The organism is Rhodopirellula sp. MGV (assembly GCF_002251265.1).
In the GTDB taxonomy this organism is placed as follows: domain Bacteria; phylum Planctomycetota; class Planctomycetia; order Pirellulales; family Pirellulaceae; genus Stieleria; species Stieleria baltica_A.
Window position 1 is genome coordinate 38,997 of the sequence record NZ_NPDI01000022.1, and the last position, 8,070, is coordinate 47,066.

7 protein-coding genes are annotated in these 8,070 nt (G+C 56.6%); 4 read left to right on the forward strand and 3 right to left on the reverse strand.

Annotation, left to right across the window (positions count from 1 at the left end):
* Positions 1–8: 8 nt before the first annotated feature.
* Positions 9–1,040 carry a type II secretion system F family protein gene (locus CGZ80_RS07555; protein WP_233148291.1) on the reverse strand — a complete coding sequence of 344 codons (1,032 nt, stop codon included), beginning with the start codon at positions 1,038–1,040 and terminating at the stop codon, positions 9–11.
* Positions 1,041–1,486: 446 nt separating this feature from the next.
* Between CGZ80_RS07555 and CGZ80_RS07560 the strand changes: the two genes are divergently transcribed.
* The 3 genes from CGZ80_RS07560 to CGZ80_RS07570 all read left to right on the forward strand — a co-directional run bounded on the left by CGZ80_RS07560 (position 1,487) and on the right by CGZ80_RS07570 (position 4,537).
* The gene (locus CGZ80_RS07560; protein ID WP_094412965.1) at positions 1,487–2,326 is read left to right on the forward strand and encodes a sugar phosphate nucleotidyltransferase; all 840 of its coding nucleotides are present in this window, start codon (positions 1,487–1,489) and stop codon (positions 2,324–2,326) included.
* Positions 2,319–3,269: a ribose-phosphate diphosphokinase gene (locus tag CGZ80_RS07565; protein WP_094412967.1), complete on the forward strand. Its 951-nt coding sequence runs from the start codon at positions 2,319–2,321 to the stop codon at positions 3,267–3,269. Before CGZ80_RS07560 ends, CGZ80_RS07565 begins: the two co-directional genes overlap by 8 nt.
* A 164-nt stretch (positions 3,270–3,433) precedes the next feature.
* Complete coding sequence (locus tag CGZ80_RS07570; RefSeq protein ID WP_094412969.1) at positions 3,434–4,537, forward strand: acyltransferase family protein; 1,104 nt, start codon at positions 3,434–3,436, stop codon at positions 4,535–4,537.
* A gap of 12 nt (positions 4,538–4,549) precedes the next feature.
* On the opposite strand, the gene CGZ80_RS07575 is transcribed toward CGZ80_RS07570, so the two are convergent.
* Positions 4,550–6,463, reverse strand: coding sequence for a hypothetical protein (locus tag CGZ80_RS07575; RefSeq protein WP_094412972.1), 1,914 nt, complete (start codon positions 6,461–6,463; stop codon positions 4,550–4,552).
* 295 nt (positions 6,464–6,758) lie between these two features.
* Between CGZ80_RS07575 and CGZ80_RS07580 the strand changes: the two genes are divergently transcribed.
* Positions 6,759–7,757: an ABC transporter substrate-binding protein gene (locus CGZ80_RS07580; protein WP_094412974.1), complete on the forward strand. Its 999-nt coding sequence runs from the start codon at positions 6,759–6,761 to the stop codon at positions 7,755–7,757.
* Between the two features lie 132 nt (positions 7,758–7,889).
* Here CGZ80_RS07580 and CGZ80_RS27875 read toward each other — a convergent pair.
* Positions 7,890–8,070: hypothetical protein (locus CGZ80_RS27875; RefSeq protein WP_158222598.1), on the reverse strand; the 181-nt coding region annotated here is incomplete at its 5' end.

The window sequence follows — 8,070 nt, forward strand, 5'->3', positions numbered from 1 at the left end:
GTCGACCGCTATCGCAATCCTTCCAAAGCTGAATTGATTCCATTCACATAGGTCATCGCGATACGCAGGATCAGGAACACGAGTCCGGCTGCGACGCAGAACCAGACCACGCCGGTGGCGATGCCCGAGATCACTCGCATCGCCATCGCCGCTCGAGCTTCGTATTCGTCAGCGATATGCTCGATCGACTCGCTTTCAGTCCCGGACATCTCCGAGACTTCGACCAGATGCAAGAACTGCGGTGGAAAGAGGTCCGTCGCGCGCAACGCTCCGGACATCGTTTCGCCCTGTTCTTGGATCGCGACCTCGACGGTTTTACTGCCGCTGCGATAGTACTCGCTGTCCGTACTCGCCAACGCCAATTTGATACTGCGTATCGGATCCAAGCCGGCGCCGAGACCGATCGACAGAATCCGTGTGAAGCGTGCCAACGTGATCGTCTGGATGGCCTCGCCAAACTTAGGGATCATATAAAACACCGGAATCAAGTTTTGCACACCGCCCAGGTTCTTGCGGAAACCATAGATCGCGGCCCCGATCATCGCGGCAACACAAAGGACGTACAACCAAAAGATCATCACGCCCGAGCCGCCACGCAGCCCGAATCCGAGCATGTCAGTCATCTGACCACCACCCGCCGGCGTCAGAATCCCCATCAAATAAATCACGATCGAGACGATGAACAGGGCGAGCGTCAATTGGATCATCGGCCATGCGATCGACGACAAGAACTGCCGACGCAGTTTGACTTGGTTCTCGTAGTGTGCCGCCAGGGTCAGAAACGTGCGTTCGAGCTTTCCGGTCGACTCGCCGACCTTGGTCATCGCGATCATCAAGCGGGGAAAGAAATCCTTTTGCCGCTGCATCGCTTCGTTGATCGCAAACCCCGATTGAATCTCTTCCAGCAATGCACGAAGCGCCGCTTTCTGGCGAGGACTGCCATATTTGGTCTCAGCTTCGAGCAATCGCAATAGGTTCGCACCGGCCCGCAAGCCAACACCCAAACGACGACAAAAGGCCCCGGCGGCGGCGATAGACATCTGTTGGAAAAACATCAAAGTTGGATCGCAAGTCGATGTGGTGTTGGTTTGGCCGCCGATGCGACTCGGCCGACGTCTCTATTGTGGTGACCAGTGAATTGTTAACAATGGCCATCCGGCGGTGCCGTACTGGTTATTGCCGTGCACGTGATTCACTTGCAGGCCGATATCGTGTAGGCGACACGACGCCCCCTCATCGGGGCTCTCGGTTGGCAGCCCCCGTCGACGCTTTGTCGACAACTGACTGTGCAGAGAGAAAGACGGCGATGTGACGGATAAAGGACGTGATCTGAAAGGATGATTTATTGATCAAAATCGCGCCCACCAGCGGATTTTTCTGGAATTGATAAACTAGCCCTGCAACCGGTGGTTGTTCGATCGCCCTCGACTAGCCAACATGCCGGTTCAAGGAACGTTCACGCCAATTTTCCTCCATTTGACCGATCATGACTCCCTCGTCTGAACCGGGACCGAGCGACACTGTCGCAGGTTCCGAACATCTCGAAGGCACCGCAAAACACGACGGGGCAAAATACGAAGGTCCTTGCGCAGTCGTCCTCGCGGCCGGCAAAGGCACTCGCATGAAGAGCGATTTGCCCAAAGTCCTCTGCCCAGTAGTCGACCGCCCGATGATCCACTTTGTCATCGATGCCTTGGAAAAGGCGGGCATCCATCGACAGATCGTTGTGGTCGGGTACGAAGCGGATTCGGTTCGCAAAGAGCTCCAGTCGCGGCCGAATTCCAACATCGACTTCGTCCTGCAGGAAGAACAGCTTGGTACCGGCCACGCCGTCCAGTGCTGCCGTGAACAACTGGCCAACCAAGCCGGGCCGACCATCGTTGTCGCTGGCGATTCGCCATTGATCCAGCCGACCAGCTTGAAAACCCTGCTGGATCACTTCAACGCGTCGGACTTGGCATTGCTGCTCGGCACCTTGAAAAAGGACGACCCGACCGGACTGGGGCGGATCGTTCGTAACGAAGCGGGACAATTCACTGGCATCGTCGAACACAAAGACGCGACGCCCGAGCAATTGGAAATCTGCGAAGTGAACATGAGCACGTATCTGTTCAATACGGCTGACCTGCTGGAATCACTCGGGCGATTGAAGAACAACAACGCCCAAGCCGAATACTACTTGACGGACTGCGCCCGCCTGTTGTTCGAAGCCGGACGGCCGGTCGAAGCCTTGGCGGCGCTGCAGCCTTGCGAATCACTTTCAATCAACAACCCGGACGAACTCCGGTTGGTCGACGAAACCATGCGGACGATGGGATATGCGTGAGCTAAAGATTTTCAGCGGTCGGGCAAACCCCGAGTTGGCGATGAAAATCTGTCGCCACTTGCACTTGGAACCCGCCGCGATCTCGCTGGGGAAATTCCCCGACGGCGAGAACTACTGCAAACTGGACGAAGACGTTCGCGGCCGGGACGTGTTCCTGGTCCAGCCAACCTGCCCGCCGGTCAACGACAACCTGTTCGAGTTGTTGGTGATGATCGATTGCTGCAAACGTGCCAGCGCCGAACGCATCACCGCCGTGATCCCCTACTACGGCTACGCTCGCCAAGATCGCAAAGACGAAGGCCGGGTGCCGATCACCGCAAAGATGGTCGCCAACCTGATCACCCGCGCCGGCGCCGATCGTGTCCTGACAATGGACCTTCATGCCGCGCAGATCCAAGGCTTCTTTGACGTTCCTGTCGATCACCTTTACGCAGCACCGGTCCTAAACGAATACTTCTCCGGTCGCGGATTGACCGACGATAAAATCGTTGTTGTCAGCCCCGACGAAGGCAGCATCAAACGCGCTGTCGGACACGGAAAACGCTTGGGCGGACCGCTGGCAATCGTCGATAAACGCCGCACCAGCGCCCTCGAAGTTCGCCAAAGCACGATCATCGGCGGCCCCATCGAAGGCAAAATCGCATTGATGTTCGACGACATGATCAGCACCGCCGGGTCAATCTGCGGCGCGGCCAAGCTGGTCCATGCCGCCGGTGCCGCCGAGATCCATATCGCATGCACCCACGGCGTCCTCTGCGGTCCGGCGATCGAACGCCTTCGTGAAGCACCGATCGATTCGATCACCTTCACCGATTCGATCCCGATCCCCGCAGACAAAATGCTGCCGAAGATGAATCAGCTGACCGTCGCGCCGTTGCTGGCCGAAGCGATCAAGCGAATTCACCACGATCAGTCGATCAGCGAACTGTTTCGCGAACGGTAACACCAAAATGATTGTTCCGCGCAACCGATTCAATCGGATCGAAAGATTCGAGATTCCGGTTGGCGGCAAGCATTCAACATGAATCAGCCCTAACGCTGCTTCATCGCGGCCCAAATTACAAGCGACTGCCTGTACCCCATTCGCTTGTAATTCAGATACCCAACATGGCCGACGCGGCAACACCGAACGACCACGTCCTTCGTCCGCACCGACGCATCGTCGAACTCGACGCCTTGCGAGCCCTGGCGGCAATCAGCCTGATGCTGTTCCACCTGACGCACGTCTACAGCGTCAAGTATGGTTTCACGACTCCGCTGGGTTTTGAATGGCCCTACGGCGCCTACGGGACAGAGATGTTTTTCATCCTCTCTGGATTCGTCAACAGCATGTCGTTGCTGCGTCGGGGCAGGCCAGTCGACTTTGTCGCTGCCCGCTTGATTCGCATCGTGCCAATGTTCCTGATTGTCATCTTGGCCAACATCTGGATCCTTTCGCTCGCGCCGCTGAACGAGCATCCGCTCACAACATCACAACTGGCAGCCAACTTGACCCTGCTGCCGATGATCTTTGGGCAAGACTTTGTTGATCCCGTGATGTGGACGCTGCAAGTCGAGATGCTGTTTTACTTCACGCTGGTGGCGTTGTACCGCTGCGGCGGCCTGAAACGCTATTTCGTCGGTTGGGGGACCCTGCTGCTCCTTTCGTATTTGGCTTGCCCTATGCTCGACGCCGCCAAAGAAACCGCTGACGGCACGGCTTGGTTCTCGCTCGCATCATCGCTGCGTCATTTGCTGCTGCTGGATTATGTGCCGCTATTCACGATGGGCTTTCTGCTTTACATGATCAAAACCGGCACCGGCCCACTCTGGAAAAACCTATCGGGAATCGGAGTCGCCGCGTTCGTGTTCCACAGCATTGATCATGGCAAGCACAACCCAGTCGCGACGCTGCTGATCCTGGGACTGATCACGGCCTGTGCCTATGGGCGTGTGCCAGTCCTGCGTCTGAAACCGCTGTTGTTCATCAGCACGATTTCGTACGCGCTGTACCTATGCCACAACAACCTTGGCTGTGCGTTAATCCATCGACTCGATCACAGCGGTTATCCGCCGGTAGTTTGCTTTGCCCTGTCGATCGTGTTTGCGATCAGCTTGGCAACACTGGTGACAACCAGAATCGAAGGCCCGATGACCGAATGGCTGCGTTCGAAATGGGAACGCTATCGCAGCGATCAGATGAAAGAGCAACCGCAAGTCGCGGTTCAGTAGCAGATCAACACGCTAGTCGTTGACCGAGATACTGTTTGCCGACATTCGACTGGACGCGATCAAGTCACGGTGGTTTTGCCAAAGTCGGTGCAACCACGTGAGCAGGAACGCATTAGAAACCAGCGAGCACAACAATAAGACGTTGACGTAGGGGTTCGACTTGCGAATCGACTCGGAACCGAGCCCGGCAAAGTCCGTGGGACGCTGATCGCTTGGCGAATTGCTTTCCGTTTGATCGCCGGTGCGGTCTTGCGAGCCACCAAGGCCCTGCCTTTGCGACAAATCACTGGTCGATGCACCAGGATTACGCGACGAAGCGACACGCGCCTGTGGGTCGGCGGCCGCCTGGGCTGCCAAACGTTTTTCGCGTTCTTCTTGCGTTTTCCGCCATTCGTCCATCTGCTGCTGCATCACCTTCTTCGCCATCATCGCGGCAGCCGTCGCTTCGTCGACCGGGTTGCCATTGGCGTCCAAGATGTTGCCTTCGCTATCGACTGGAAAACCGTTTTCGTCAAACAGCTTCTTGCCGGTCGCACGACGCTGCGACGCGGTCTGCGAAGGCGTGCCCTGTTGGTTCGGCCAATAATCCTGGCCCCTAGCACCAGCAGTTCCACCGGTCGCCTGGCCAGCCGTTTGGCCCAGACCGTTGGGGTTGCTGTAGAGATCCCAATCGCTCACCCCAGATCGACCAAGCCCACCGGACGGAGCGGCAGGATTCTGCCCCGGGTAGCCTTGGCCGCCAAAAGTTGAGTTGCCGTAAACTTGTCCCGTCGGAGATTGACCATTCAGGGCCTGTCCGGCCAGGCGTTGCTGTTCGGTAAGTCGCTCTTTTTGACGTTGCTCGTCGAACACCTCATACAATTGATTAACGAATTCTGGATTTTTCATCCGAGCGTCATTCGGCGACAGGTTGAACTGTTTGCCGAGCACGGCGATTTCTGCCGCGGTCCATCGGGTTTCGTACGTGTTTGGTTTGGGAAAGACTTCTGAGGTTGGCAAGCCGAGCGCGACAGCGCCGGTGGATTGCGAAGAACGGCTTGGCACCGAGCTCCCATAGTCACCTGTACCGTTTGCACCAACTCCAGTCATTCCAAGCCCCGTGCTTCCGCGTGCCGATTGCCCGAACGGGTTGCTCGCTGCTGTTCCCGGAAAGGAAAGGTTGCTGGACGGCTGCGTCGTCGTTCTTCGACTCGCGGCAGGTTCAGTATTGTAGAGGTCAAAGCCTGGAGAACCCGTTGCGGTACCTGCCGCCGCCGTCGACGGATCGTTGCCTGCTCGAGGCGGCAAGCTCACGTTGGCTGGAAGCTTGCCGAAACTCGATCCGCCACCGAGTGATTGTTGGGTCGCTGTCGTGTTCGCCGTCGTTGCGGCACCTTGGCCGAAACCGTTTTGTGTTCGTGTATTCGGCAGCGTTTCAGTAGGCAGCGTGCTCGCGGGAAATCCGCTGGCGTTTTGTGGGTTTGACGTTGCGGATGCTTGCGGATTGGCACCTAAACCGCCAAAGCCTGATGCTCCGCTGCGGTCGCTCGCTGAACCGAAAGGTTCGGTGGAAGGCCTTGAAACGTTGCTAGCATCCGGCAACCATTGTCTTCCGTTTTGCGTCAACGGTTCGGTGGTGGGGCCATGGTTCAAGGTGCTGGCGCGTTCAAGCGTCCCGCGTGTGAAATCGGGAGGCGTGATTTTGTCGACAGCCGTGTCGATCGCGTTCTTTGCTTTTTGACCAAGTGCATTGGCTGCGTTACCAACGCCGACGTTCAACGAATCTGGGAACGACGAATCGGCAAACGACTGTGGAATCTGAATCCCTGATCCTGGCAAGGCTGTCCCTTGCGCAGCAGAACCTTGTTGTCCAAAGCAGAATTCGGGCGAAGCGATGAATGTCAATGAGATGGCGGCGAGCACCAAGCGGTGAATGGTTTCGCCCATGACTTTCTTCCCTGAAAAATCGGTGACCTATAAAATCCGTTTCACATCACACGTCCACTCCGGCGCATTAGGAAACGTGTTTCATGCGCCAAGTTAACGCGGACGGAGCTTTCAGGTAAAGAGAGGTTGTTTCGAATAGGCCAAATCCGACTTCAGTTGCAACCGAAAAAATCCGACACACCTCGTTTCCAATGTTGCTAGCAATCCCGCAAGTGCTTCGTCCGCTGCCAGGGCAGCTTGCCGGCTGATAAAATGCTAGCGATTTCGCACAGCTCCAACCCAAGAATTCCGTGCCATGTTACGTCAACTTCGCCTGCACAAAGCCAACGCTTCGACCGCAATTGCTTGCTTCGCATTGACCTGTCTCGCGTTGGCTTCCGGTTGCAGCCGTGAGTCAGCGAAAGACGCAAACGCCGTGCAGGTGCAATTGAATTGGTACCCTGAATCGGAACACGGCGGGTTGTATCAAGCACTCGCCCAGAATAGCTATCAAGACGCAGGATTAGAGGTGTCAATCCAGCCCGGTGGGCGGGCGACCCCGGTTGGCCCCGAATTGGAATTGGGGCGTGCCCAGTTTGCCGTGGCGAATGCGGACGATGTGATGATTTTCCGCGCCCAAGGCTTGGATGTTGTTGCGGTGATGGCAGCGATGCAAAATCATCCGCGGTGCATCATCGCTCGAAAAGACAGCGGCGTGGAATCGTTCGAAGACCTCGGCGGAAAAACGTTCCAGCGTCAAGCCGGACGTGCGTTCGTTGAGTTTCTGCGCGCTAAACACTATCTCGACGATGTTCAAGAAGTCCCTTATCACGGCAGCATCGCGTCGATGGTCGCCGACCCGAACATTGTGATCCAAGGTTACAGCTGTGCAGAACCCTTGCTGGCCCAACAGCAAGGCATCGAAGTCAACACGTTGATGGTCAGCGAACTAGGGTTCAACCCTTACAGCAGTGTGCTGGTCACGACCGGAAAATTGATTCGCGAGAATCCCGAGCGGATTCAAAAATTCGTCACCGCGACACGCGAAGGATGGAAAGAATATTTGACGGACAGCAAACTGGGGAACGAAGCAATCTTATCCGTCAACGAACAAGGGATGACTCCAGAAGCATTGCAATTCGGTGCCGAAGTGATGCGAGAGCTGGCGATGCCCGCAGGTGCCCCGATCGATTCCGTTGGCACAATGACTGACGAACGCTGGAAAACACTGTACGACCAGCTCGTCGAATTAAATGTCATCGAGGCAGACAAGGTCACCGCGAAGGACTGCTACACCCTTGAGTTTCTGAAGTAGTTCTGTCGGCGGCTGGAAGGATCAAAACAATCGGTAGTTCCAGCAACTTGTTTTCGGGGCGGACTCCGCGTTCATTTTTTTCAGGTTCTGTCTGACCGCAGCGATACGTATGAGTGCAATCCAATCGCAGGATTACGGAGTGCGGCTACCGAGGATGGCGGCCTGCTGGGAGTACTTTTCGGCCAAGTCGACGTCAACCTCGAATCGAGACTGTGCCAAGCCGCTCGGACTCGCGGCGCCACGGACGATTGCGCGGCGCGGGGTGATCGCCAAGTTGACACGTCCCAAGTTTTGACGCACGCCATGGTCGGCG